20 protein-coding genes are annotated in these 24,339 nt (G+C 68.2%); 6 read left to right on the top strand and 14 right to left on the bottom strand.

Annotation, left to right across the window (positions count from 1 at the left end):
- The first annotated feature begins 8 nt into the window (after positions 1-8).
- Complete coding sequence (locus BM252_RS01930; protein ID WP_093382869.1) at positions 9-893, top strand: oxidoreductase; 885 nt, start codon at positions 9-11, stop codon at positions 891-893.
- A gap of 136 nt (positions 894-1,029) precedes the next feature.
- On the opposite strand, the gene BM252_RS01925 is transcribed toward BM252_RS01930, so the two are convergent.
- The 6 genes from BM252_RS01925 to ybaK all read right to left on the bottom strand — a co-directional run bounded on the left by BM252_RS01925 (position 1,030) and on the right by ybaK (position 6,407).
- Positions 1,030-2,319, bottom strand: coding sequence for a metal-dependent hydrolase (locus BM252_RS01925; protein WP_093382867.1), 1,290 nt, complete (start codon positions 2,317-2,319; stop codon positions 1,030-1,032).
- Positions 2,320-2,334: 15 nt separating this feature from the next.
- Positions 2,335-3,069, bottom strand: a complete 735-nt coding sequence (locus BM252_RS01920; RefSeq protein ID WP_093382864.1) for an AAA family ATPase — start codon at positions 3,067-3,069, stop codon at positions 2,335-2,337.
- Positions 3,070-3,135: 66 nt separating this feature from the next.
- Entirely contained in the window at positions 3,136-4,179 is a 1,044-nt protein-coding gene (locus BM252_RS01915) for a sensor domain-containing diguanylate cyclase (RefSeq protein ID WP_093382861.1), read from the bottom strand.
- Between the two features lie 105 nt (positions 4,180-4,284).
- Positions 4,285-4,932 (bottom strand): DsbA family oxidoreductase, encoded by a 648-nt coding sequence (locus tag BM252_RS01910; protein WP_093382859.1) that lies wholly within the window; start codon positions 4,930-4,932, stop codon positions 4,285-4,287.
- A 219-nt stretch (positions 4,933-5,151) separates the two neighbouring features.
- A complete protein-coding gene (gene plsY, locus BM252_RS01905; protein WP_093382856.1) occupies positions 5,152-5,796 on the bottom strand; it encodes a glycerol-3-phosphate 1-O-acyltransferase PlsY in 645 nt (214 codons plus the stop codon).
- Positions 5,797-5,915: 119 nt separating this feature from the next.
- Complete coding sequence (ybaK, locus tag BM252_RS01900; protein WP_093382854.1) at positions 5,916-6,407, bottom strand: Cys-tRNA(Pro) deacylase; 492 nt, start codon at positions 6,405-6,407, stop codon at positions 5,916-5,918.
- Positions 6,408-6,445: 38 nt separating this feature from the next.
- On the opposite strand from ybaK, the gene BM252_RS01895 reads away from it, so the two are divergent.
- Complete coding sequence (locus BM252_RS01895; protein ID WP_093382851.1) at positions 6,446-7,438, top strand: endonuclease/exonuclease/phosphatase family protein; 993 nt, start codon at positions 6,446-6,448, stop codon at positions 7,436-7,438.
- A gap of 36 nt (positions 7,439-7,474) precedes the next feature.
- On the opposite strand, the gene BM252_RS01890 is transcribed toward BM252_RS01895, so the two are convergent.
- On the bottom strand, positions 7,475-10,018 hold the full coding sequence (locus BM252_RS01890) for a sensor domain-containing protein (protein ID WP_245774034.1): 2,544 nt from the start codon (positions 10,016-10,018) through the stop codon (positions 7,475-7,477).
- A 483-nt stretch (positions 10,019-10,501) separates the two neighbouring features.
- Between BM252_RS01890 and BM252_RS01885 the strand changes: the two genes are divergently transcribed.
- Together BM252_RS01885 and BM252_RS01880 are read left to right on the top strand one after the other, a co-directional pair.
- On the top strand, positions 10,502-11,719 hold the full coding sequence (locus tag BM252_RS01885; RefSeq protein WP_093382846.1) for an efflux RND transporter periplasmic adaptor subunit: 1,218 nt from the start codon (positions 10,502-10,504) through the stop codon (positions 11,717-11,719).
- 3 nt (positions 11,720-11,722) lie between these two features.
- A complete protein-coding gene (locus BM252_RS01880) occupies positions 11,723-14,878 on the top strand; it encodes an efflux RND transporter permease subunit (protein ID WP_093382844.1) in 3,156 nt (1,051 codons plus the stop codon).
- A 423-nt stretch (positions 14,879-15,301) separates the two neighbouring features.
- On the opposite strand, the gene BM252_RS01875 is transcribed toward BM252_RS01880, so the two are convergent.
- From BM252_RS01875 to BM252_RS01850, 6 genes are all read right to left on the bottom strand, one after another.
- Complete coding sequence (locus BM252_RS01875; RefSeq protein WP_093382841.1) at positions 15,302-15,484, bottom strand: hypothetical protein; 183 nt, start codon at positions 15,482-15,484, stop codon at positions 15,302-15,304.
- Positions 15,485-15,578: 94 nt separating this feature from the next.
- A complete protein-coding gene (xerD, locus tag BM252_RS01870) occupies positions 15,579-16,481 on the bottom strand; it encodes a site-specific tyrosine recombinase XerD (RefSeq protein ID WP_093382839.1) in 903 nt (300 codons plus the stop codon).
- On the bottom strand, positions 16,457-16,978 hold the full coding sequence (locus tag BM252_RS01865; protein ID WP_093382836.1) for a methylated-DNA--[protein]-cysteine S-methyltransferase: 522 nt from the start codon (positions 16,976-16,978) through the stop codon (positions 16,457-16,459). The genes xerD and BM252_RS01865 overlap by 25 nt, the downstream gene beginning before the upstream one ends.
- 384 nt (positions 16,979-17,362) lie before the next feature.
- Positions 17,363-18,643 carry a TRAP transporter large permease gene (locus BM252_RS01860; protein ID WP_093382833.1) on the bottom strand — a complete coding sequence of 427 codons (1,281 nt, stop codon included), beginning with the start codon at positions 18,641-18,643 and terminating at the stop codon, positions 17,363-17,365.
- Entirely contained in the window at positions 18,640-19,212 is a 573-nt protein-coding gene (locus BM252_RS01855; RefSeq protein WP_093382831.1) for a TRAP transporter small permease, read from the bottom strand. The genes BM252_RS01860 and BM252_RS01855 overlap by 4 nt, the downstream gene beginning before the upstream one ends.
- Before the next feature lie 62 nt (positions 19,213-19,274).
- Complete coding sequence (locus BM252_RS01850; protein WP_093382828.1) at positions 19,275-20,261, bottom strand: TRAP transporter substrate-binding protein; 987 nt, start codon at positions 20,259-20,261, stop codon at positions 19,275-19,277.
- A 154-nt stretch (positions 20,262-20,415) separates the two neighbouring features.
- On the opposite strand from BM252_RS01850, the gene BM252_RS01845 reads away from it, so the two are divergent.
- Positions 20,416-22,449 carry a PAS domain S-box protein gene (locus tag BM252_RS01845; protein WP_093382826.1) on the top strand — a complete coding sequence of 678 codons (2,034 nt, stop codon included), beginning with the start codon at positions 20,416-20,418 and terminating at the stop codon, positions 22,447-22,449.
- A 1-nt stretch (position 22,450) separates the two neighbouring features.
- A complete protein-coding gene (locus BM252_RS01840; protein ID WP_093382823.1) occupies positions 22,451-23,038 on the top strand; it encodes a response regulator transcription factor in 588 nt (195 codons plus the stop codon).
- Between the two features lie 146 nt (positions 23,039-23,184).
- On the opposite strand, the gene queG is transcribed toward BM252_RS01840, so the two are convergent.
- Positions 23,185-24,318, bottom strand: a complete 1,134-nt coding sequence (gene queG / locus BM252_RS01835) for a tRNA epoxyqueuosine(34) reductase QueG (protein WP_093382821.1) — start codon at positions 24,316-24,318, stop codon at positions 23,185-23,187.
- Positions 24,319-24,339 lie beyond the last annotated feature (21 nt).

Genomic DNA, 24,339 nt, shown 5'->3' with positions numbered 1-24,339 from the left:
AAACGATCATGGCAAACGCAAACAACGGCAACAATAGCAACAACAAGGTATGGCTCATCACCGGCGCCTCGCGCGGCTTCGGCGCGCTGATCGCGCGCGACGCGCTGGCCCGGGGCGATGCCGTGGTGGCCACCGCGCGCGACCCGCAAACCGTCATCGACGCGCTGGGCCAGCACCCGCAATTGCTGGCACTGAAGCTGGACGTGCGCCACGAGGCGCAGGCGATCGGCGTGGCGCAGCGCGCGCTGGAGCGCTTCGGCCGCATCGACGTGTTGGTCAACAACGCCGGCTACGGCCTGCTCGGCGCCGTCGAGGAGGCCAACTCGGAGGAGGTGCGCGCGCTGTTCGACACCAACGTCTTCGGCCTGCTCAACGTCAGCCGCGCGGTGCTGCCGCTCATGCGCCGGCAGGGCAGCGGCCACCTGGTCAACCTGTCGTCGGTGGGCGGCTACCGCTCCTACGCCGGCTGGGGCATCTACTGCGCCAGCAAGTTCGCCGTCGAGGCGCTGAGCGAGGCGCAGGCGATGGAGCTGGCGCCGCTGGGCATCCACGTCACGGCGGTCGAGCCGGGCTACTTCCGCACCGACTTCCTCGACGCCGCCTCGCTGGTCAGCACGCGCAACCGCATCGATGCCTACGCCGAGACGGTCGGCGCCATGCGCGCCCACGCCGCCGGCGTCAACCACCGCCAGCCGGGCGACCCGCAAAAGCTGGCCAAGGCGGTGCTGACCCTGGTCGACAGCGCCGCCCCGCCGCTGCGCCTGCAACTGGGCAGCGACACCGTGGCCGGCGTGCGCGAGAAGAACCGCGCGGTCGAGGCGGAGATGGCGGAGTGGCTGGCGCTGGCCATCTCCACCGACCACGACGACGTGGCGGCGGCGGTCAAGGCATAGCCCCCTTAAGGCGCCAGCGGCTCCAGAACCACCCAACGGCAGAAAGCCAGGGTCAGACCCTCAGGGTCTGACCCTAGGTGCGCGCCTGAGGGTCTTGTTGGCTTGGCTGCGTCGCTTGCAAGGCGGCGCCGCCGCGTCAACGCGACGGCCGCCCGGCCCTCGCAAGGACTGGCGCCCTTGCCGGCGCCACGGCGGCCGGCGGCGCCAGCAGGTCGGCGCGCGGATAGCCCCAGCCGGGCACGTTCTGCGGACAGGCCGCCTGCCGGCTGTCGGCGATGCGCAACGATGAAAAATTGCCGCGCGGCGTGCCGGCGAAGCGGTAGTCCGACAGCTCGCCGTCCGCCAGCGCCGGGGCGCGGGCGAAGCGCAGCCAGGCGTCCACATAGCAGCTGTCGCGCCGCAGCCCGCGCAGGGCGGACAGGCTGGCGCGGCGCTCGCCGTATTGGATCAGCGCCGCCGTCAGCGGCTGTGCCGGCGCCTGGTCGAGCAGGCCGCGCGGGCAGGCCTGCGGCGCCAGCCACTGCGGCGCCAAACTGAGCACGCCGCGCCGCATGCGGTAGCGGTCGGCCGCCTCGTCGAGCTCCACCGCGACAAAGTTCCAGCACAGCGGCTGGCTGGGGAAGGCCGTCATCGCCACGTCGACCGTGCGCGCAGCCGGATCGATCTGCCGCAGCGCGGCGCGGATGCGCTGCGCGCCCAGCACCGAGCCGACGCCCTGCGCGCCGACGAAGACGACGCCGAGCAGCAGCGCCAGCAACAGGGCGCCGCGTCCGCGCGCGCCGTCGCGCCGCTGCAGCGCGGCCATCAGCGCGGCGACCGCCAGCAAGGCGGCCAGCGCGCCCGGCGCCAGATAGCCCTTCCACGTGAAGAACAGCAGCGCCGCCGCCAGCAGGCCCAGGCCGAGCGCGCGCGCCGTGCGCGCCCCCGTCAGCCAGGCCAGCGGCACGCCGAAGGCGACCCAGAACAACGGCTCGACGATGAACACCATGTCGCCGTAGAACCAGCGCCCGTCGAAGGGATAGAAGGGGTGGATGCCGTAGGAGTTGGTGAAGTCCATCAGCAGGTGCAGGCCGAGGCCGAGCAGGATGCTGGCCGCCAGGCCGACCCGCGCCGCGCCGCTGCGCCGCAAGAGCGCGCGCGCCGCCGGCCACAGTCCCCACAACAGCGCCAGCAGCAGCAAGGCCTGCGGCAGCGCGAACAGCAGCGTGTGGGTGTGGCCCCGGTGGTTCAGCAGATAACCGAGCGGGTCGGGCAGCAGCTTGGTGAGGAACAGGTCGAGGTCGGGGAAGTTGCTGGCCAGCGCGCAGGCTGTCAGCAGCAGGCGGTGGCGCGTGCGCTGGCCGGCGCTGTCTGGCTCGGGCGCCAGGCTGCGGTGGATCAATTCGCCGGCGCCCAGGCCGATCAGCGAGTGGGTGATGTTGTCCATCGTTCCTGGTCGGCTTCAATCCGGCGCCAGCAGCTGCTCCAGCCGGCGCGGGTAGTGGTTCAAAAAATCGCGGGTGACCGCGTAGTGTTCGGTGTCCTCGTAGGCCACCTCGTTGATGCCGGCGTCGTCGAAGCGCAGAATCTTCGCGTTCGGGTAGGCCAGCAGGATCGGCGAATGGGTGGCGATGATGAACTGCGACTGCTCGCCCACCAGCCGGTGGATCGCCGTCAGCGCGGCCAGCTGCCGGCTGGGCGACAGCGCCGCTTCCGGCTCGTCGAGCAGGTACAGGCCGCGGCCGCGGAATTTGTTCAGCAACACCGCCATGAAGGCCTCGCCGTGCGACTGCTGGTGCAGGGACTTGCCGCCGTAGCCCGCCAGATAGCCGGTCTGGTCGGCCAGGGTGGCGACGTTGGAAAAACTCTCGGCGCGGAAGAAGTAGCCGTCGCTCGGCACCTGGTAGCTCTTCGACAGGCGCAGCGACTGGTGCAGCGGGCTCTGCTCGCCGGCCGAATTGAGCCGCACGTTGCGGGTGCCGCCCTCGATGCTGTAGCCCAGCGCCAGCGCGATCGCCTCCAGCAGGGTCGACTTGCCGGCGCCGTTCTCGCCGATGAAGAAGGTCACGTCGGCGTGGAAGGCGACGCTGTCGAGCTGGCGCAGGGCCGGCACGTTGTACGGGTGGCGCCGCAGGTCGATGTCGGCGCCGTAGCTCGCCCTGACCTGCTGCAAATACGGCCTGGCCTGCAGCGCCATGCTAGCGGCTTCCGCCGGCGGCGGCGTTCCAGAGGGCTGTTGGCATGTTCGTTTCCAGTGCCGGGCTCACGACGCGACGCGGTTGCGGCCGCCGTCCTTGGCGCGCCGCAGTGCCTCGTCGGCCTGGCGCAGCAGGCTCTCGGCGTCGGCGATGCCCATGTGGTCGAAGGCGCCTACGCCGATGCTGGCGGTGACTTCCACCACGCGCGCGCCGGCCGTGTGCAGCTGCGCCGCCAGCTTGGCGCGCAGCGTCTCGGCCAGCTTGCCGGCGCCCTCGCGCGGCGTGTTGGGCAGCACCACGCACAGCACCTCGCCGCCGTAGCGGCCGGCGATGTCGATCACCCGCACGCTCTCGCGCAGCAGGCGGCCGACGTTGGCCAGCACCATGTCGCCGGCGGCGTGGCCGTAGCCGTCGTTGACGCCCTTGAAGTCGTCCAGGTCGATCATCAGCGCCGACAGCGGCGTGCGGAAGCGCTTGGCGCGCGCCACCTCGAACTGCAGGCGCTGCAGCAGCGAGCGGCGGTTGTGCAGGCCGGTCAGCTCGTCGCCCAGCGCCAGCTGCTCCAACTCGCGCTGCGAGCTGTCGAGCGTGCGCTGGTTGGCGCGCAGCTCGATCAGGGCCATCACCTGGCGGCCCAGCCGCGCCAGCGTGCGGCGCTGCTCCTCGTCGAGCGCGCCGGGCCGGCTGTCCATCACGCACAGCGAGCCGATCTGGAAGCCGTCCGGCGAGGTCAGCGCCACGCCGCTGTACATGCGCATGTGCGGCGCGCCGACGGTCAGCGGCAGGTGGGCGGTGCGGTAGTCCGCGCTCAAATCGGCGATCTCGGTGGCGGCCTCGCCCAGCACCGCCAGCGCGCAGTAGCTGTCCTGGCGCGGCACGCTGCCCAGCGGCAGGCCGTGGCCGGCCTTCAGCCAGACCCGCTCGGCGTCGACCAGCGCGACGGCGGCGTAGGGCACGCCGCACAGCTTGGCGGCCAGCTCGGCGAGGAAGCTGAAGTCGTCGCAGGGCGGCGTGTCGAGGATCTTGTAGCGCTGCAGCGCGGCGACGCGGAACTGGTCGGCCGGCGGTCTGGCGACGCCGAGTATGTGGATTTTTTGTGCTGCCGGCATGAGCCTCCCTGGATCGCCGCTGCGGGTACCCGCGCTATGGTGGCCTGAGTGTAGCGCAAAAGCGCGGCGGCGGGAGACTTGGCCGCCGCCGCCGTGGCCGGCCGTTTAGGCCGCCGCCAGAATCTGCCGCAGCGCCTGTTCGAACACCTCGGCCGGCTGGCCGCCGGAGATCAGGTGGCGGTCGTTGATGATCACCGCCGGCACCGAGTTGATGCCCTGTTGGATATAGAAGTGCTCGCGCTCGCGCACCTCGTCGGCGTAGCGGTTGGACGCCAGCACCTCGGCGGCGGCGGCCTCGTCCAACCCGGCGGCGCCGGCCACCCGCGCCAGCACCTCGCGCGAGCTGGGGTTTTCGCCCTGGGTGAAGTAGGCCTCCAGCAGCGCGTGCTTGAGCTCCTTCTGGCGCCCCTCCAGCTCGGCCCAGTGCAGCAGGCGGTGGGCGTCGAAGGTGTTGTAGATGCGGCTGCGCTGGTCCATCGCGAAGGTGAAGCCGACCTCGGCGCCGCGCGCCCGTATCATTTCGCGCGACTGCGCCTGCTGTTCCGGCGTGGCGCCGTACTTCTCGGCGATGTGCTCGCCGATGTCCTGGCCCTCGGCGCCCATCTTCGGATTCAACTCGAAGGGCTGGAAGTGCAGCTCGGGCTGGGCCGCCGCGCCGATGTTGGCCAGCGCCGCCTCGAGCGACTTCAGGCCGATGGCGCACCAGGGGCAGGAGACGTCGGAGACAAAGTCGATCTTGATGGGTGTACTCATGGGTGGGCCTTCGCAATGGGTGGGCGCCGCCCGGCGGCGCTATGGCAAGCATATGATGGCAGCAAAAGCGAAATCAAGTCGCCGACGGGATCAATTGCAATTATTGAAATAATTACACTGAACTGGCATCCATTGTTCCGCCGAGAGGAATTCGACGCCGCATAGCAAAAAACCAGGCCTCGGCCTGGTTTCTGGTATGCCACCCAACTGAAGAAGGGCTTACTTCTTCCTGCCCTTGGCCGGGCTCGCTTCCTTGGCGGCGGCGCCCTTGCCGCCGATACGGCTTTCCTTGCCGGCCAGAAGGTTGCTGATATTCTGGCTGTGGCGGTAGGCCAACAGTACGCTCATCGCGGTGACGGCGAACAACTGCGGCTCGACGCCGAACAGCAGGCCGTAGTAGAACGGCGCGAACAGCGCGGCGATCAGCGCGGCCAACGAGGAGTAGCGGAAGGCGAAGGCGACCGCCAACCAGGTCACCAGGGTGGCCAGGCCCAGCCACGGGTTCAGGCCGAGCAGCACGCCCAGCGCGGTGGCCACGCCCTTGCCGCCGACGAAGCGGAAGAACACCGGCCACAGGTGGCCGAGGAAGACGGCGATGGCCACCAGCGCCACGGCCATGTCGCCCACGCCCAGTTGCTCCTGGTAGCGGTAGGCCAGCCAGACCGCCAGCCAGCCCTTGGCGCCGTCGCCCAGCAGGGTCATGATGGCGGCGCCCTTGTTGCCGCTGCGCAGCACGTTGGTGGCGCCCGGGTTCTTCGAGCCGTAGGTGCGCGGGTCGGCGATGCCGAACAACTTGCTCATCACCACGGCAAAGGAGATCGAGCCGATCAGATAGGCGGCCACGGTCATCAGTACTGTATTCATTGTTTCCCTCTAATTATTGTTCCCGGGGCTCTCCGCCGGGGCTGCTGAATATACACCATGCGCGTGTCTCCACGCCAACAAAGTGCGGCGGTATTGACGCAGGGCAAGCGCGTCGGCCCTCAGTCGGCCAGGGCGCACTGCACCGGCTTGGCCGCCAGCACGTCGAGCAGCACCCGCGGCGCGATGCCGATCAGGAAGCCGCGCCGCCCGCCATTGATATATATCGTTTCCAGCGCCAGGATGCCCTGCTCGACGTACACCGGCATGGCCTTCTTGGTGCCGAACGGCGAGGTGCCGCCTATCATGTAGCCGGAGTGGCGCGTCGCCACCTCCGGCTTGCACGGCTCGACCGACTTGCAGCCGATCGCCCGCGCCAGGTTCTTGGTCGACACCTTGCAGTCGCCGTGCATCAGCACGATCAGCGGCTTGGCCGCCTCGTCCTGCATCACCAGCGTTTTGACGACGTGGTGCTCGGCCACGCCCAGCTCGCGCGCCGAGACGCTGGTGCCGCCGTGCTCCTCGTAGGGATAGGGGTGCTCCGAGAAGGCGATCTTGTGCTTGCGCAGCAGCTGCGTCGCCTGGGTTTCGGAAATATGCTCTTTTTTGGCCATGCGTGATACGCTAAAGATTCAATGAGGAGTATCGAATTATGCAGCAAGAACTTCGCTTTGCCACCTTCAACGTGTGCAACCTGGCGCCGGCCGGGGCGAAACTGTATGACAACCTGGCGCCGCTGACGGCGCAGGAGTACGAGGCGAAGGTCGCCTGGACCGCCCACCAGCTCGACCAGCTCGACGCCGACGTGATCGGCCTGCAGGAGATCTTTTCGCTGGCGGCGCTGCGCGACGTGCTGGCGCGCAGCAGCCGCTACCGCGACGCCATGCTGGCCGGCGTCGAAGCCGAGGCCGGCGCCGAGCGCCTGACGCCGCAGGTGGCGCTGGTCTCGCGCCTGCCGCTGGCGGCCACGCCGGCGGCCTACCCGGCCTTCCCCGACGGCGTCGCCATGCCGGCCGGCAGCCGCGACGCCGACCGCTTCGCCCGCGCCCCGCTGCACGCCCAGATCCTGCTGCCGGACCGGCGCGTGCTCGACGTCATCGTGGTCCATCTGAAATCCAAGCGGCCCGACTACCGCAACGGCGACTGCGGCGACGACCCGCTGCTGTACGCCCAGGCCAACCTGCGCTCGCTGATCCGCCGCGGCACCGAGGCGGTGGCGCTGCGCGTGCTGCTGAGCCAATTGAGCGAGGCGGAACGGGGCGGGCGCCGGCCGCGCATCGTGCTGGGCGACTTCAACGACACCGCCGACGCCGTCACCACCACCATCGTGCTGGGCGCCGGCGCCTGGTGCCAGCCGGGCGACGAGCTGAGCGGCCGCATGTTCGACTGCAACCAGATCCAGCTGCGCCAGGACCGCTTGCGCCACGTCGGCTACACCAACATCCACGAGGGCCACTACATGACCATCGACCACGTGCTGGTGTCGGAGGAGTTCAACCCGGCCTCGCGCTACGCCATCGGCGAGGTGCTCGACGTCAGCTACCTGAACGACCACCTGCTGCAGCAACGCCCGGAGACCTCGGACCACGGCCAGGTGCTGGTGCGCCTGCGCCTGTACGGCGCGCGCGACCGGGCCGAGGCTTGAGGCCGGCCCAAGAACAGCGACGGCACGAATCGAGGGTCAGACCCTAGGGTCTGACCCTGGCGCTCCGCCCGGCGCCGGCACCCTGCCCTCGGCGGCCTGCGCGGCGACGGCCCCGTCGGCGTCGGCGCCGTTCGCCGCGCCGTTCGCCGCCGCCAGCGCGATGTAGCGCCCCTGGTAGCGGTCGCAGCCGTGCTGGCGCAGGAACGCCAGCTGCTCCGCCGTCTCCACCCCCTCGGCCACCACGGTCAGCTTCAGGCTGCGCGCCACGCCGATGATGGCGGTGACCACGGCGGCGTCGCCCGGCTCGGCGGCCAGGTCGGCCATGAAGGAGCGGTCGATCTTCAGCTTGTCGACCGGGTAGTCGCGCAGGTGGCCCAGGCGCGAGTAGCCGGTGCCGAAGTCGTCGATGGTCAGGCCGACGCCGAGCGCGCGCAGCGCCTGCAGCTTGGCCGGCGCGGCGCCGCCCTGGCGCATGATGATCGCCTCGGTCAGCTCCAGTTCGAGCAGGCCGGGCGCCAGGCCGCTCACCTCGAGCGCCTCGGCCACGCTGTGCGCCAGGTTGTTCTGCATCAGCTGGGCCAGCGAGATGTTGACCGCCACCACCAGCGGCCGGCCCTGCTCCTGCCAGCGGCGCGCCTGGCGGCAGGCCTCGCGCAGCACCCAGTTGCCGATGCCGACCATCAGGCCGCAGTCCTCCGCCACGGCGATGAAGCGCTCCGGCAGCAGCAGGCCCAGTTGCGGGTGGCGCCAGCGGATCAAGGCCTCGGCGCCCAGCGTGGCGCCGCTGGCGATGTCGACCTCGGGCTGGAACTCGAGCTCGAACTGGCCCTCGCGCAGCGCGCCGCGGAGGCCGTTCTCGAAGGCGACCCGCTCGACGATCTGGGCGTTCATCTCGGCGCTGAAGAACTGGAAGCGGTTGCGCCCGCCCTCCTTGGCGTGGTACATGGCCAGGTCGGCGTTCTTCACCAGGGTCTCGATGTCGGCGCCGTCGTCGGGGAAGATGCTGATGCCGATCGAGGTGGTGACGTCGAGCCGGTGCAGCTCCAGCTCGTAGGTCTGGGTGATCGCCTGCAGCACGCTGGCGGCGACGTGGGCGGCCTGGTCGATGCCGCCGATGTCGGCCAGGATGATGACGAACTCGTCGCCGCCCTGGCGGCTCACCGTGTCGACCGCGCGCACGCACTTGACCAGCCGCGCCGCCACCTCCTTGAGCAGCAGGTCGCCGACGTGGTGGCCCAGGGTGTCGTTGATGTGCTTGAAACGGTCCAGGTCGAGGAACAGGATGGCCAGCATGCTGTGGTTGCGCCGCGCCGCCGTCAGCGCCAGGCTGAGGCGGTCGAGCAGCAGCACCCGGTTCGGCAGGTCGGTCAGGAAGTCGTGCTCGGCCTGGTGGCGGGTGGTCTCCTCGGAGCGCTTGCGTTCGCTGATGTCCGACAGGATCAGCATATAGTTCGACACCACGCCCTGCTGGTCGGCGATGGCGGCCAGCGACAGCCAGGCCGGATAGCGCGCGCCGCCGCGGCGCTGCGCCCAGATCTCGCCCTGCCAGTGGCCCTGGTCCTGCATCGCGCACCAGATCTGGCGGAACAACTCGCCGTCCTCGATGCCGACGCGCTCGCCGTCGAGGGCCTGGCCGACCATCTCGGCCGGACTGAGCCCGGTGACGGCGGCGTAGGCCTGGTTGACGGCGATCACGCTGGGGCCGCGGTCGGCCAGCAGGATGGCGTCGCGGCTGTTCTCGAACACCTGGGCGGCCAGGTACAGGCGCTGCTCGGCCAGCTTGCGGGCGGAGACGTCGCGCACCACCGCGTAGAACAGGAACTCGTGGTCCAGCGTGATCGAGGTCAGCAGCACCTCGGCCCAAAACTGGCGCCCGCCGCAGCTGGTGTAGCGCCAGTCGTAGCGCCAGTTGCCCAGGCGGTGGGCCTGCTGCGCCATGGCCAGCCCGGCCTGGGCCGACAGCGCGCCGCCGTCCTGGCGCAGCGGCGAGAAGTCGGCCAGGCTCTTGCCCAGCATGCGGCCGGGGTCGGCGCAGTCGAACAGCGCCAGCGCGGCCGGATTGAGTTCGGCGATGCGGTCGCGCTCGATGACCAGGATGGCGTCGCTGGACTGCTCGAACATCTGGCGGAAGTTGGCGCCCACCGACAGCAGCGCGCCCTCCTCGCGGCGGCGCGCGGTGACGTCGATGTCCATGCAGAACACCTGTTGCAGCTCGCCGCCGCGGTAGACCGGGAACATGCTCGAGTAGACCCACAACAGGCGTCCGGCGGCGCTGCGCAACTGCCAGTCGCGCGCCGGGCTGGGCCGGCCGCTGTGCCACACCTGCTCCAGCGCGGCGGCGTGCTCGGCGGCGCGCTGCTGCGGCTGCAGCAGCTGCGCCAGCGGCTGGCCCAGCGCCTGCTCCGCCGCCACGCCGTACAACTGGACGCAGGTCTGGTTCCAGAAACACACCCGGCCGCCGCGGTCGACGCTGTGCACCGCCACCAGCGGGGTCAGTTCGATCGCCGCGACGATGCGGGCGATCAGGTCCAGCGCCTGCTGGCCCGGCCGGCCGGACTCGCCTTGGGCCGGCGCGGCCACGCTACATTCCTGGTCACCCACCTTGGCCTCGCTCGCGTTGCGGTTGCGCCTTTGCAGGCAGACAGCCCATTCTTGCCCGCCACAGGATTGCGCGCTTGACGTGGCGCAAGGAAGGCCGAAGCGCCTGTATCGCGGCGCAAGTGTCGTTACCGGCGACCAACACCGGGCCGGCGCCGGTCCCGCCGGCGCGCGGCCCGTCGCGCCAAAACGGCCGTTGATCCGCCTTTTCTGCAGTTCAGGCCCGCCTTTTGCCGCCCTGTCGCACGGCGCTGGCGCTACACTTGTCAAATCCATACAGTGCCACCATGCGCACTACCGCGGTTCTCCAGGGAGGGCAGGCGTGTCTTCCCACCAACCACCGCCGTGGTGCGCACCCCGCAAGCTTGAGCGCCAGCCTGACCGTCCGCGCCGCGCCCGCTGTTTTTCGCGCCGTGCCCTTGTTGCGATCTTGCCGACCTTGGCAAACCTTGACCAGAAAACAATATGAAACTTGAGACCCTGCCCCCGTCCCTCCCCACCGCAACGCGCGGCAAACGCTGGCGCGCCCCGCTGATCGGCCTGGTCGTGCTGGCCCTGGCCGGCGGCGGCTGGACCGTCGTGCAGTCGCGCGCCAAGCCGGCCGCCGCCGACGACGCCAAGAAAACGCCCAAGCAGGAGGTCTTCGAGCTGTCCGGCGGCGACGTCGCCGCCGTCGAGGCGCGCGCGCTGGCGCTGAGGCTGCCGCTGTCGGGCTCGCTGCAACCGCTCAGCCAGGCCACCGTCAAGGCCAAGGTGTCGGGCCAGATCGAGGCCACCACGGCGCAGGAGGGCACCGCCGTGGCGGCCGGCCAGCTGCTGCTGCGGCTCGACACGGCCGAGCTGCGCGCCCGCCTGAGCCAGCAGCAGGCCGCGCTCGACGAGGCGCAGGCCAAGCTGTCGCTGGCCAGCAAGAACGAGGTCAACAACCAGGCCCTGCTCAAGCAGAACTACATCTCGCAGAACGCCTACGACAGCACGCACAACAGCGTCGAGCTGGCGCGCGCCGGCGTCAAGGCCGCCTCGGCCCAGGTCGAGCTGGCGCGCATCGCGCTGGCCGACGCGGCGATCCGCGCGCCGATCGGCGGCATCGTCAGCAAGCGCCACGTCCAGGCCGGCGAGAAGGTGGCGCCCGACATGGCCGTCTATACCATCGTCGACCTGTCCGAGCTGGTGCTCGAGGCCCAGGTGCCGGCCGCCGAGATCCCGCGCATCAAGATCGGCCAGGAGGTGCAGTTCAAGGTCGACGGCTTCCAGGGCCGCGACTTCGTCGGCAAGGTGGCGCGCGTCAACCCGACCACCGAGGCCGGCTCGCGCGCCATGCTGGTCTACATCGCCGTGGCCAACGCCGACGGCGCCCTGCGCGGCGGCATGTTCGCCAAGGGCGCCATCACCACCGCCCGCTCGGCGGTGATGCCGCTGCTGCCGCTGCAGGCGCTGCGCGAGGAGCAGGGCCGCCAGGTCGTCTACAAGGTGGAGCACGGCAAGATCGTCGCCCAGGCGGTCAAGCTGGGCCTGCGCAACGAGGACGAGGGCTACGCCGAGGTGCTCGACGGCCTGGCGCCCGGCGCCAGCGTGATCGTCTCCAAGCTCGACGGCGTCAAGCCGGGCAGCCAGGTCAAGCTGCCGGCCGCGCCGGCGGCGCCGGCCAAGGACCAAGCGGCCATGCTGGCGCGGAAGGACTAGGCCATGTGGATCACTAAAACCAGCATCCAAAATCCGGTCTTCGCCACCATGGTGATGGTGGCCCTGGTCGTGCTCGGCCTGTTCTCCTACCAGGGCCTGGGCGTCGAGAGCATGCCCAGCGTCACCTTCCCCTTCGCCGCCATCGAGGTCAACTACCCGGGCGCCTCGCCCGAGGCGGTCGAGAACGACATCACCCGGCCGGTCGAGGACGTCGTCAACACGGTCAGCGGCATCAAGACCATCCGCGCCAACTCGTGGGAGGGCAAGGCCGGCATCTACCTCGAGTTCGAGCTGTCGACCAATATGGACAAGGCCATGCAGGAGCTGCGCGACAAGGTCGCGCTGGTGCGCCCGCGCTTCCCCAAGGAGGCCAAGGACCCCTACATCGCCCGCGCCGAGGGCGACAACGAGCGCGCCATCGCCACCCTCAGCCTGACCGCCGGCGAGCACACCCTGCGCGAGCTGTCGACCATGACCGAGCAGATCATCAGCAAGCGCTTCCAGAGCGTGGCCGGGGTCGGCCAGGTCAAGCTGAACGGCACCACCGCGCGGCAGATCCTGATCAGCCTGCGCCCCGAGGACATGACGGCGCAGGGCGTCGGCGTCGACGAGGTGATCCGCGCCATCCAGGCCAGCAACACCAACCTGCCGGCCGGCAACATCAGCTTCGGCGCCGCCGAGCAGCTGGTGCGCGTCGAGGGCAAGATGAAGCAGGCGCGCGACTTCAACAAGATCATCGTGGCGCGCCGCGCCAACGGCCCGGTCTACCTCGAGCAGGTCGCCGGCGTGGTCGACGGCGAGCAGGAGGAGCTGTCGATCTCGCGCCTGAACGGCCAGCGCGCCATCAGCATCGAGATCACCAAGGTGCAGGACGCCAACGTCGTCGAGGTCGGCACCGGCATCCAGCGCATCACCCGCGAGCTGCAGAAGTCGCTGCCGGCCGACATCAAGCTGCGCCTGCTCGACGACGAGTCCGAGCGCGTGCAGAACCAGCTCAACAACGTCAAGCACACCATCGTCGAGGGCGCCGTGCTGACCATGGTGATCGTCTTCTTCTTCCTGCACTCCTGGCGCAGCACCATCATCACCGGCCTGACCCTGCCGATCTCGGTGATGGCCAGCTTCATCGCCATGAAGTTCTTCGGCTTCACCCTGAACTTCCTCACGCTGATGGCGCTGTCGCTGTGCATCGGCCTGCTGATCGACGACGCCATCGTGGTGCGCGAGAACATCGTGCGCCACCTCGGCATGGGCAAGAGCCACTTCAAGGCGGCCAACGACGGCACCAACGAGATCGGCCTGGCCGTCATGGCCACCACCTTCGCCATCGTCGCCGTGTTCATCCCGGTGGCCTTCATGAAGGGCATCATCGGCCGCTTCTTCCTGCAGTTCGGCATCACCGTCGCCGTCGCCGTGCTGGTCTCGCTGTTCGTCAGCTTCACGCTCGACCCGATGCTCTCCTCGGTCTGGCGCGATCCGGTCAAGGACCGCTTCAAGTACCTGCCGTGGCTGGGCCGCTTCATGGCCTGGATCGAGACCGGCATCGACCGCCTGCACGTCTGGTACGGCCGGGTGCTGGCGCTGGCCCTGCGCTGGCGCAAGAGCACCCTGGCGGCGGCGCTCGGCCTGTTCGTCGGCAGCCTGATGCTGGTGCCGATGATCGGCGGCGAGATGTTCCCCGAGACCGACGAGGGCTGGATCAACCTGACCTTCAAGACCCCGGTCGGCTCCAGCCTGGAATACACCAACAGCAAGGTGCTGCAGGTCGAGGAGGCGCTCAAGGCCTTCCCCGAGATCGACAGCCGGATCGCCGTCGTCGCCCCGCCGGGCGACGTGCGCAACCACGCCCGCATCGACCTCAAGCTGGTCGACCACAAGCTGCACAAGCGGCGCACCCAGAAGGAGCTGGAGAAGCTGATCCGCGAGCGCATGTCGACCATCGCCGGCATCACCCTGTCGTTCGGCCAGAAGCCGATCTTCATCGCCATCCTCGGCGTCGACGAGGGCAAGCTCGACGACGTGGCCCACCGGCTGATGGACAAGATGCGCAAGATCAAGGGCGTCGCCGACCTGGAGTACAGCCAGGAGGGCGCCACCCCGTCGACCACCATCAAGCTCAACAACGAGCTGGCCAGCGACCTGGGCCTGTCGGTGCAGCAGATCGGCAGCGCGCTGCGGCCCTTCGTCGCCGGCGACACGGTGAGCCACTGGCTGGCCGGCGACGGCCAGAACTACGACGTCAACGTGCAGCTGCCCAAGTCGGGCCGGCAGAAGATCGCCGACCTGGCCGACCTGTCGCTGGCCTCCAGCCGCAACGACGCCAACGGCCGGCCGATCATGGTGCCGCTGCGCCAGGTGGTCGAGTTCGTGCCCTCGTCGAGCCCGCAGGTGTTGAAGCGCCAGGCGCTGCAACGGCGCGTCGCGGTGTACGCCGGCGTCGAGGGCCGTCCCGGCGGCGACGTCGACCAGGACGTCAAGAAGGCGATGGAGTCGATCGAACTGCCGGCCGGGGTGCGCTTCGACGTGGCCGGCAACGCCCAGCAGATGGAAGAGACCATGGCGGGCGCCATGATGGCGCTGGGCATCGCGGTGATCTTCATCTACCTGGTGCTGGCCTCGCAGTTCGGCAGCTTCCTGCAGCCGATCGCCATCATGGTGTCGCTGCCGCTGTCGCTGATCGGCGTGCTGCTGGCGCTGCTGGTGACCGGCAGCACGCTGAACATCTTCTCGGTGATCGGCTTCATCATGCTGATGGGCCTGGTGACCAAGAACGCCATCTTGCTGGTCGACTTCACCAACCACGGCCAGCGCGCCGGCAAGGGCCAGTACGAGGCCATCATGGAGGCCGGCCAGGTGCGCCTGCGGCCGATTTTGATGACCACGCTGGCGATGGTGTTCGGCATGCTGCCGATGGCCATCGGCATGGGCGACGGCGGCGAGACGCAGGCGCCGATGGGCCGCGCCGTGATCGGCGGCGTGCTCACCTCGACCCTGCTGACCCTGGTGGTGGTGCCGGTCGCCTACACCTACCTGGACAGCCTGGGCAAGCGCGCCAAGCGCTTCTTCCAGGGCGCGCCGGAGCCGCACGGCGTGGCCAGCATCGACGAGCACCACGGCGCGCCGCAGCAGGAGCACAACAAGGAGCACAACGCGGCCTGAGCCGCCGCAACGGTCGCTTGACTCGTCCCCGCGCTGGCGGGGACGATGCGGCGGCCTTGCCCTTGCCGTTAAAAGACCAAACCGGGCCTGCGCCCGGTTTTTTTATGCACTGCATCAAGCTTGCATCCAGCCTAGAACCCCGGGGTCAGTGCCGACATTCGGACACGACCTCAACCATAGACCCTACGCCACCAAGCTTCTTTACTGCTGAGTCAGTGTCCGAATGTCGGCACTGACCCCGGTTCCCTGACCCCGGTTCCCGGTTCCGGTTCCTGAACCAGGTTCCCCTAAAAGCAAAAATGCCGCCCAGCATCAACTGAACGGCATTTTAGCCAGTCTCTTCGGCATCGGCGGTGACAGGCGAAACCCGCCCACGCTGGGGCCGGGGCTGCTCTAGCGCCTTTCGCCGTCCGCCGCAGCGCCTTATGCCGCCGGCGTCTCGCCCTCGGCGGCGTCGCCGTCAGCGTCGGCCTCATCCGGCTCCGCTTCGCCCTCGCCGCCCGGCGTGTTCTTCAATTCTGCCTTGCGCTTGGCTTTTTCGTCGGCCTTCTTCTTCTTCTCTAACTCGCGTTGCCGCTTCTCGTACTGGAAATTTGTCTTTGCCATTTGCTACCTCTATATTCACGATGTTGACTTACTTAGGTCACATTATGACGCAGATATGACCGACACAAGTAATCCAGAACAGCAAAACCCCCGCTCAGCCACGCGGATGGTGCTCGGCGTGCAGGCGTTTCAGTCGTTCCCGCGCCACATGGGTATAGATCTGCGTGGTCGAGATGTCGGAGTGTCCCAGAAGCAACTGCACGACGCGCAGGTCGGCGCCGTGGTTCAACAGATGGGTGGCGAAGGCGTGGCGCAGGGTGTGCGGCGACAGCGGCGCCGTGATGCCGGCCTTCTGCGCGTGCTTTTTAATCAACACCCAGAACATCTGCCGCGTCATCGCCCCGCCGCGCCGGGTAACGAACAGGGCGTCGTCGACCTGGCCGTCGAGGATCACGCCGCGCGCCTCCTTCATGTAGCGCTCCAGCCACAGGCGCGCCTGCGCGCCGAACGGCACCAGCCGCGTCTTGGCGCCCTTGCCGGTGATGCGCAGCACGCCGTCGTTCAGGCTCAGCTCCAGGGTCTTCAAGGTGGTCAGCTCGGACACCCGCAAGCCGCTGGCGTACATCAACTCCAGCATGGTGCGCTCGCGCAGGCCGAGCGGCGTGGCCACGTCGGGCGCGGCCAGCAGCGCCTCCACCTGCGCCTCGCTGAGCGTGTGGACGAAGCGCGTCGCCTGCTTGGCCGAGGCTAGGTTCAGGCAGGGGTCGGCGGCGATGTGGCGCTGCCGCAGCGCCAGCTGGTAGAAGCGCTTGAGCACCGACAGGCGCCGGTTCGACGAGCTGGCCTTGGTCTCCTCGTGGCGCGCGGCGAAGTAGGCGTCGATGTCGGGCGTGGTCACGGCGTGCAGGTTGGCCAGCTCGGGCCGCTTGACCTCGAGCCAGCGGGCGAACAGGCGCAGGTCGCGCCGGTAGGCCTCCAGGGTGTTCTTCGACAGGCCGTCCTCCAGCCACAGGCTGTCGCAGAACTCGTCGATCAGAGCAGGGTTGTCTGTTGCCATGCGTATTCGCTCGCCCCCTCGTGTGCCAGCAGCCAGCGCTTGACGCCGAGCAGGAAGCCGTTCTGGTCGTCGCTGTGGGCGAAGCCGCCCAGGCCGGAGGCCGACGTCACGCGGTGGCAGGGCACCACCAGCGGGAACCAGTTGGCGCCGCAGGCCTGGCCCACCGCGCGCGGCGCCGAGCCGATATGGCGCGCCAGCTCGCCGTAGGTGCGCACGCTGCCGCGCGGAATCGCGGCGATGCTGTCCCACACCTTGCGCTGGAACTCGCTGCCGACCCGCGCCAGCGGCAGCGCGAAGACGAAGTCCGGGTCGGCGCAGTAGCGCGCCAACTGGCCGGCGGCCAGCTCGGCCACCGCGTCCTGCGCCGGCTTGGCCTCGAAGTGCGGCGCCAGGTAGCACAATTCGGTCACCAGCTGGCCCGCCGTGCGGACCCCGAGCTTGCCGAAGGGCAGCTCCACGATGGCGGAAAAAAGCTCGCTACCCTGTTGTTTTTTCATCACGCAAGTTGTCCTTTTGTCTCATCCAAACTACAGCGCTTGTGGCAATTCTGCACACATTGTAGAACCTCTGGACGAAAAAAAGCGCACCTTGCGGTGCGCCCCGAAATCCTGCTTCACGTTTCCGGCCGTTTGACTCTGGCTGTAGCGCGCTTGTGGTGCGCTTGCAGCGATGATGCCAACAGCATTCTGTAAAACGTGTGTCTCCTCGATATATGGCCGGCTTTGAAGCCGTTTTTATACACACTCCCCACCAACTAATACTGCGTGTCCTTTGCTCGTCGGGAACATATCCTTATGAGTTATATGTCCGACAGCGACGCCATCATAACGTACCTGAATGGCTTTTTCCCAGCTTTTTTTGAGCGCCGGAACACGCCTAGTTTAAGAGTAAATTAAATTTGGCAACCACAGCGAAATCTGTGGTACGTAAGTGATCAACACCAGGAAGCCGAGCATAGTCAGCAGCCACGGCAGCACGGCGACGGTCAACTCGGAGATGCCCATCTTGGTGATGCCGGAGGCCACGTACAGGTTCAGGCCGACCGGCGGATGGCACATGCCGACCTCCATATTGACCACGATCAGGATGCCGAAGTGCACCGGATCGATCCCCAGCTTCATCGCCACCGGGAACAGGATGGGCGCCATAATCAGCACGATCGACGACGGTTCCATGACGTTGCCGGCCAATAGCAGCAAAATATTGACAACCAGAAGGAACGTGACGACCCCCAGGCCCTGGCCGGTGATCCATTCCGCCATGGCCTGCGGGATGTTTTCGCTGGTCATCAGGAAGGAGAACAGCACGGCGTTGGTGATGATGTAGAGCAGCATCGCCGACATCGCCGCCGAGTCCAGCAGCACCTTGCCGACTTGTTTGATCTTCAAGTCCTTGTAGACGAACACGGCGATGACGAAGGCGTAGACGGCGGCCATCGCGGCGGCCTCGGTCGGCGTGAAGGCGCCGGTGTAGATGCCGCCCATGACGATGACGATCAGCAACAAGCCCCAGGCGCTCTTCTTGAAGGCGGCGAAACGCTCTCCCCAACTGGCCTTGCGCAGGCGCGGATAGTTGTGCTTGCGCGCCAGGAACCAGGTGGTCAGGCCGAGCAGGAAGGCCAGCATGATGCCGGGGATGACGCCGGCCATGAACAGCTTGCCCACCGAGGTGTTGGTGGTGACCGAGTACATCACCATCACGATCGACGGCGGGATCAGGATGCCCAGCGCGCCCGAGGTGGTGATCACGCCGGCGCCGAAGCCCTTCGGATAGCCCTGCTTGACCATGGCCGGCAGGATGATCGAACCGATCGCCACCACCGTCGCCGGGCTCGAGCCCGAGACGGCGGCGAACAGCGCGCAGGCCAGCACGCCGGCCAGCGCCAGGCCGCCGTGCCAGTGGCCGACCATCGAGCTGGCGAAGTTGATCATGCGCCGCGCCACCCCGCCATGGGTGAGGAAGTTGCCGGCCAGGATGAAGAACGGGATCGCCATGATCTCGAACTTCTCGATGCCGGTGAAGATCTTCAGCGCCACCGATTCGATCGGCACGCTGGTCATGGTGAACAGGAAGGTCAGCACGGTCAGGCCGAGCGAGATGGAGATCGGCATGCCGGTCAGCATCAGCGCCAGCAGCAGGACGAAAATGATCATGGCGTTCATGCTTTGGCTCCCGGCGCGTCGTGCGCGAGTTCTTCTTCCAGTCCCTCGACGTGGGAATGGTCATGTTTGGGCAGCGCCCCGGTGCGGGCGTAGGACACCACCACCTGCAGGAAGCGGAAGCACATCAGGTAGGAGCCGAGCGGCACGGCCAGGTAGACGATCCACATCGGCACTTCCAGGTCGGACGAGGTCTGGTCGGTGTGGCCGATTTCCCACACGAAGCTGGCGCCCAGGGTGCCGACGATGCCGGTGAAGACGGCGCCGGCGAGCAGGCCGAAGAACACGAAACGCTTGTGCCAGCGCGGGTTCATGCGGTTGATCAGCACGTCGACGCCGACGTGGATGCCGGTGCGCACGCCGTAGGCGGCGCCGAACTTGGCCATCCAGACGAACATATAGATGCACAGCTCTTGCGCCCAGCTGGTGTTGATTTGAATTAGGTAGTCTTGCAGGCCGGGGATGGGCAGGCCGGCCAGGTAGCGGTGCAGCACCGCGATGAAGACGATGATGGTGGCCGCGCCCATCAGGGACGCGATCAACCATTCTTCCAGGTGGTCCAGGAATTTCATGGTGGTCTTTCAGAGAAGGGAAACAAGGCGGGACGGCGCTGCCGTCCCGCGCGGGCGCAGAATTACTTGGCCGCTTCCTTGTTGATGGCCGAGATCAGGTCTTTCCCGATACGGCCTTCCATGTCCTTCTGCACCGGCAGCAGCAGGCGGCGCCATTCGGCCTGCTCCTTCACGCTGAGGGTGTAGATCGCGGTCTTGCCGGTCTTTTTGATCGCTTCCAGGGCCAGGTCGTTGTCGCGCTGGGCGATGGCTTTTTCGAAGGTGGTGGCTTCCTTCATCGCCTTGTCGAGGGCGCTGCGGATGTCCGGCGGCAGGCCGTCCCAGAACTTCTTGTTGACGATCACGGCGTAGCCCAGGTAGCCGTGGTTGGACACCGTGACGTGCTTTTGCACCTCGTGCATCTTCTGCGTGTACATGTTCGACGGCGGGTTCTCGGTGCCGTCGACCACGCCGGTCTGCAGCGCCTGGTAGACCTCGGAGAAGGCCAGCACCTGCGGGTTGGCGCCCAGCGCGCGCATCTGCGCGTCGAGCACCTTGGACGACTGGATGCGCATCTTCAGGCCCTTGAAGTCGGCCGGCGCGCGCAGCGGCTTGTTGGCCGACATCACCTTGAAGCCGTTGTCCCAGAAGGCCAGGCCGGTGATGCCCTTGCCTTCGAGTTTTTTCAGCAGGCCCTTGCCGATCTCGCCCTCGGTCACGTTGTACAGCGCGGTCTTGCTGGGGAAGATGAACGGCAGGTCGAAGGCCTCGAACTCCTTGACGCCCAGCGGGCCGAACTTGGCCAGCGACGGCGCCAGCATCTGCACGGCGCCCAGTTGCAGCGCCTCGAGCTCTTCCTTGTCCTTGTACAGTTGGCTGTTCGGATACAGCTCGACCTTGACGCGGCCGTTGGTGCCCTTCTCAGCCAGCTGCTTGAAGCGCTCGGCGGCCTGGCCCTTCGGCGTGTCGATGGCGACCACGTGGCTGAACTTGATGACGATGGGCGCTTGCGCGGAGGCGTTGAGGCAGAAGGCGGCGCACAGCGCGGCCAGGGTGGCTTGCAATTTCATAGTGTCTCCAAGGTGGATAAATACTTTATTATTGTGCCCAGGCCCAATAACGAATCGGCCGGATTATCGCCGATATTCACCGAATGCGTTCTGCGGCGCAACTGTGGAAAACCACAATACCGCCACAAGCGCCAGCCGCTACCCTGACCGGCCCATGCCCATGCCCCCCACCCTAGCCCGCCGCCTCCAGTTCAGCACCCCGCTGCGCTGGCTGCTGCCCGTCGTTCTACTGTTGTTTTTTCTGGCGATTCTCATCTGGCTGCCCTGGCAGGCGCGCCAGATGGAGAGCAACGAGCGGCAGGAGCAGCTGATCGCCGACACCCTGTGGGTCGAGCAGACCATCCGCTTCCAGCTCGGCCGCGACGAGGACAGCCTGCGCGGCCTGGCCGGCGAGATCGCCGCCGGCCAACTGTCGGGCGAGCGCCTGCGCGAGCGCATGGCGCGCCTGCTGAAGAACGGCCACGAGCTGCAAAAAATCGTCTGGATCGACCCGCAGGGCCGCGTCCAGGCCGCCAGCGACGGCGAGCCGGCGCCGGGCGCCCCGGCCGCCCTGTCCGAGGCCTCGCGCACCACCGCCGACCAGGCGCGGCGCACGCGCAACGGCCGCTACGTGCAGCCGGAGGCGCAGACGGCCGCGCCGCGCGCCGCGCCGGCCGCCGTGATGATGGACTACCACCAGCCGATCTACCGCGGCGAGACCTACCTGGGCAGCCTGGTGGCGACCTACCAGACCGCCGACCTGCTCGAGGAAATGGTGCCCTGGTGGTTTGCCCAGGACAACCAGGTGACCCTGATCGACCGCGACGACAAGGTGCTGGCGCGGCGCGCCGCCGCCGGCCCGGGCCACGGCGTCTACACCCACAAGCGCGCGCTCGACCTGCCCGGCGCCACCATCACCCTGGTCACCGACAGTGTCAAGAGCGCGCCCAAGCTGCTGCCCAACCTGCTGGTCGGCTCGGTCATCGTGCTGTCGCTGGGGCTGCTGTGGAGCCTGCTCGCGCTGTGGGGCCACATCTCGCGCCGGCTGGCCGCCGAGGGCGCGCTGCGCCAGCAGATGTCGTTCCGCACGGCGATGGAGAACTCGCTGGTGACCGGCCTGCGCGCGCGCGACCTGGAGGGCCGCGTCACCTACGTCAACCCGGCCTTCTGCCAGATCGTCGGCTACCCGCCGGAGGAGCTGGTGGGCAAGCTGCCGCCCATGCCCTACTGGGCGCCGGAGGCCATGGCCGAGTACCAGCAGCGCTTCGCCGGCGTGCTGGCCGGCACCATCACGCCGCAGTTCGAGACCATCTTCCAGCGCGCCGACGGCGAACGGGTGCCGGTGCTGATCTTCGAGGCGCCGCTGGTCGACAAGGACGGCCGCCAGACCGGCTGGATGGGCTCGATCCTCGACATCTCCGACCGCAAGCGCATCGAGGAGCTCAACCGCCAACAGCAGGAAAAGCTGCAGGCCAGCGCCCGCCTGGCGACGATGGGCGAGATCTCGTCGATGCTGGCGCACGAGCTGAACCAGCCGCTGGCGGCCATCTCCAGCTACACCACCGGCGCCCTCAACGTGCTGGCGCGGGCCGAGCAGTCCGGCGCGGCGGTCGACGGCGCCATGCTGCGCCCGGCCTTGGAGCAGGCCGGCGCCCAGGCCCAGCGCGCCGGCCAGATCATCCGCAGCGTGCACGAGTTCGTCAAGAAGCGCGAACCGGAGCGGCAGGCGGTGGCCATCGCCGGGCTGCTCGACGGCATCCGCGCGCTGATCGAGCTGCAGGCGCGCCAATACTACGTCGCCTTCCAGACCAGCCTGCCGGCCGGGCTGCCGCCGGTGCTGGCCGACCGCATGCTGATCGAGCAGGTGCTGCTCAACCTGACGCGCAACGCCATCGAGGCGATGGCCCACATTCCGCCGCAGCGCCGCGTGCTCAGCGTGCTGGCCGAATATGACGCCGGCGCCGGCCAGGTGGTGGTGTCGGTGATCGACCAGGGCCACGGCATTCCGCGGGAGGTGGCCGAGCGGCTGTTCTCGCCCTTCTTCTCGACCAAGGCCGAGGGCATGGGCATGGGCCTGAACATCTGCCGCACCGCCATCGAGTTCCACGGCGGCACGCTGAACCACCGCGCCAACCCGAACGGCGGTACCATATTCACATTCGCGCTGCCGGCCGCCCCGGACCGGACGGCGCCAGAAGGAGACAAATAACATGCTGCATATCGTCGACGATGAAGCGGTGGTGCGCGATTCGCTGTCCTGGCTGGCCGCCTCGCGCGCCATCCCGGCGCGCGCCTACGACTGCGCCGCCCAGTTCCTGGACTACGTCAAGGAGGGCCAGTTCGACCCCGAGGGCGACTGCGTGCTGCTCGACGTGCGCATGCCGGACATGAACGGCGTCGCCCTGTTCGACCTGCTGGCCGGGCGCGGCCTGGCGCAGCGCCTGCCGGTGATCTTCCTGACCGGCCACGGCGACGTGCCGATGGCGGTCGACACGCTCAAGCGCGGCGCCTTCGACTTCTTCGAGAAGCCCTTCAACGACAACCAGCTGATGGACCGCGTGCAGGAGGGTCTGGCCGGCTCGCGCCAGGCCAGCGCGCTGGCGGCGGTGCACGCCCGCCTGGCCACGCTGTCCTCGCGCGAGCGCGAGGTGCTCGAGCTGATCCTGGCCGGCAAAATGAACAAGGTGGTGGCCGACCAGCTGGGCATCAGCATGCGCACCGTCGAGGTCCACCGCGCCCACATCTTCGACAAGATGCAGGTCAAGACGGCGGTCGAGCTGGCTGGTTTGTTGAAGTAGGGGGTGGAGTGCGCCTGTTGCCAATGGCGCCAGTTGAAGACGCCGGCAACGCCAACACCACCCAACTGCGTGAATCCAGGGACGGACCCGGCGGGTCCGTCCCTGGGTTTTGCCGCAGGGTTTTCTTAGCCTAGCCGCATTCAGGCCTATTCATGGCAGGCCAGCGCCCACTCCACATGCTCGCGCACCAGTTCCGACTCGTGCGCGCGGCGCGACAGCAGCGCCGCGACGATGGCCGCGTCGCCCTTGACGCCGGCCGCCGCCGCGTTGCCCATGCCGACCGCCAGGTTGCGCAGCCAGCTGACGTGGCCGATGCGGCGGATCGGGCTGCCCTCCATCTTGCGGTTGAACTCCTCCTCGCTCCAGGCGAACAACTCGACCATCGAGGCGCTGCCCAGGCCGTGGCGCTCGTCGAAGTCGGGCAGCACGGCGCGCTGGGCGAACTTGTTCCACGGGCAGACGCTCTGGCAGTCGTCGCAGCCGTAGACGCGGTTGCCGATCAGCGGCCGCAGCTCGACCGGAATGGCGCTCTTCGACTCGATGGTCAGGTAGGAGATGCAGCGCCGCGCGTCGAGCCGCCCCGGACCGAGGATGGCCTGGGTCGGGCAGGCCGTGATGCAGGCGTCGCAGCCGCCGCAGTGGGCGCCCACCGGCTCGTCGACCGGCAGCGGGATGTCGACCAGGATCTCGCCCATGAAGAACAGCGAGCCGCCGTCGCGGTTGATCAGCAGGGTGTGCTTGCCGCGCCAGCCCAGGCCGGCCTTCTGCGCCAGCGGCAGCTCCATCACCGGCGCCGAGTCGGTGAAGACGCGGTAGCCGAACTCGCCGCACTCGGCGCGGATGCGGTCGGCCAGCTGCTGCAAACGGGCGCGCAGCACCTTGTGGTAGTCGCGACCCCGGGCGTAGACCGAGATCACCGCCGCGCCCGGGTCGGCCAGCCGCGCCGCCTCGGCCGCGCGCCAGTCGCCGACCGTCGCCGCATCGGTGGCGGTGGCGGCTTTCGCGCCGCCCCCCGCTACGTCCTTCGGCAGGTAGTTCATGCGCGCGCAGATGACCCGCACCGTGCCCGGCACCAGCTCGTCCGGACGGGCCCGCTTCATGCCGTGGCTGGCCATGTAGTCCATTTCACCGTGCATGCCGGCGTCCAGCCAGGCCTGCAGGCCGGCCTCCTGGGCGCTCAGGTCGATGTCGGCGACGCGCAGCTCGGCGAAGCCCAGCTCGACGCCCCATTGCTTGATGCGGACGGCAAGTTCGGCTAATTTGGATTCAGACAGGGACATCGGCGTAGACAGGCTTTACAA

The organism is Rugamonas rubra (assembly GCF_900114705.1).
Taxonomy (GTDB): Bacteria; Pseudomonadota; Gammaproteobacteria; order Burkholderiales; family Burkholderiaceae_D; genus Rugamonas; species Rugamonas rubra.
This window is presented reverse-complemented; position numbering and strand designations above follow the sequence as displayed.